Origin of the sequence: uncultured Methylobacterium sp., assembly GCF_964242245.1 — a bacterium.
In the GTDB taxonomy this organism is placed as follows: Bacteria; Pseudomonadota; Alphaproteobacteria; order Rhizobiales; family Beijerinckiaceae; genus Methylobacterium.
This window is the reverse complement of sequence record NZ_CAXTBY010000117.1, coordinates 1-1,846: the sequence shown is the minus strand read 5'-3', so window position 1 is coordinate 1,846 and position 1,846 is coordinate 1. Positions and strand designations below refer to the sequence as shown.

2 protein-coding genes are annotated in these 1,846 nt (G+C 76.4%); both read left to right on the top strand.

The window, feature by feature from the left end; all coding sequences use genetic code 11:
- On the top strand, positions 1 to 1,245 hold a 1,245-nt coding region (locus ACFE8Y_RS18180; RefSeq protein WP_375465790.1), incomplete at its 5' end, for a precorrin-3B synthase.
- Positions 1,242 to 1,846 (top strand): precorrin-8X methylmutase (locus ACFE8Y_RS18175; protein WP_375465789.1); only part of this gene is annotated, 605 nt, incomplete at its 3' end. The genes ACFE8Y_RS18180 and ACFE8Y_RS18175, both read left to right, overlap by 4 nt.

Here is a 1,846-nt window from a genome sequence, read left to right as displayed (position 1 = left end):
CGCCGCCTCGGCAACGGCCACGTCGACGTCACCGCCCGCGCCAACCTCCAGGTTCGCGGCGTCACGGAGGCGACCCGCGCCGGCCTCGCGGCCGCCATGGCGAGCGCCGGCCTCGGCGACGCCCGCCACGACGGCGGCCCGCAGCGCCTGACGCTCACCAGCCCGCTCGCCGGCTTGGTCCCGGCGTTCCTCGACGTGCCGACGCTCGCCCGGTCGATCGAGGCCGTGGGCCGCGCCGTCGCGGGCCTGCCCGCCAAGACCCTCGTGCTGGTCGAGGGCGGCGGAGCCACCGACCTGCCGGGGATCGCGGCCGACCTCCACGTCCGTGTCAACGCATCCGGTCGCGCCAGCCTGGGCCTCGCCTGCGACGACGGCATCGCCTGGATCGCGGCCTGCGGCGAACCGCGGATCGCCGGATCGGTGGCGGCGCTGTTGCGCGCCTTCGCGGAGACGGGCCGGCGCCGCATCCGCGACCTCGGGCGGGCCGAGCGCGCGATCCTCGCCCGTGCCCTGCCCGCCTCCATACTCGGCGCGGTCGAGGGCGGGTCCCCTCTCCCATGGGGAGAGGGACGAGGTGAGGGGCCTGACCGTCCCGCAGAAGGCATGGCCGGGACCCACGGAGATCGAGCAACCGGTGGGCTGCGGCCCGTGTCGTGCCCTTCCATCGACGGCATCCTCAATGTCGAGGCGCCCTTCGGCCGCTGCACCGCGGATATGCTGGAGGCGCTCGCCGAGGCCGGTCTCGCCCTCGGGGCGGAGGCGATCCGCGTCGCGCCGACCCGCGGCTTCGTCCTCGCCGTTCCCGATGCGTCGGATCAGGCCCGGGCGCGGAGCCTCGCCGACCTCGCGGCCGCGGGCTTCATCACGACGCCCGACGATCCGCGCCGCGCGGTCGCCGCCTGCCCCGGCGCGCCGGCCTGCGGCTCCGGTTCGACGCCGACAGGTGCCGACGCCGCGCGGCTCGCCGACGCCTTCCGGCCGTTCGCGGCCCGGGGGCTCACGGCGCACGTGTCGGGCTGCGCCAAGGGCTGCGCCCACCCGGGCCGTGCTGCCCTGACGCTGGTCGGCCGGGACGGGCGCTACGGCATCGTCCTCGACGGGACGCCCGCCGACACACCCCGCCTGGAACTGACTTTCGAGGCGGCCCTGGAGCGCGTATGGAGGGTGCCCGGCGATCTCGCCCAAGCCTTCTCCCTCGCCCAAGCCTTCCGCCCCGACATATCCCCCCTCAGGACCGCACCATGAGCGCCCGCCACGACTACCTGCGCGACGGCGGCGCGATCTATGCCCGGTCCTTCGCGATGATCCGGGCCGAGGCCGACCTCGCGGCCTATTCCGGCACCGCCGAGCGCGTGGTCGTGCGCATGATCCACGCCTGCGGCATGACCGACCTGCCGGCCGACGTGGCGATGTCGCCCGACTTCGCGGCAGCCGGCGAGGCGGCGCTACGGGCCGGCGCGCCGATCCTGTGCGACGTGCGCATGGTCGCCGACGGCTGCACACGCGCGCGGATGCCCGCCGACAACCGCGTGATCTGCACGCTGACCGACCCGCGGGTCCCCGGCATGGCGGCCGCGATGGGCACCACGCGCTCGGCCGCGGCGATGGAGCTGTGGCGCGAGCACCTGCCCGGCAGCGTGGTCGCCGTCGGCAACGCGCCGACCGCCCTGTTCCGCCTGCTCGAACTCCTCGACGAGGGGGTCGCGCCGCCGGCGGCCGTCGTCGGCATCCCCGTCGGCTTCATCGGCGCGGCCGAATCGAAGCGCGCCCTGGCCGAGGACGGCCGCGTGCCCTTCGTCGTGGTCCACGGCCGGCGCGGCGGCAGCGCCATGGCGGCGGCGGCCGT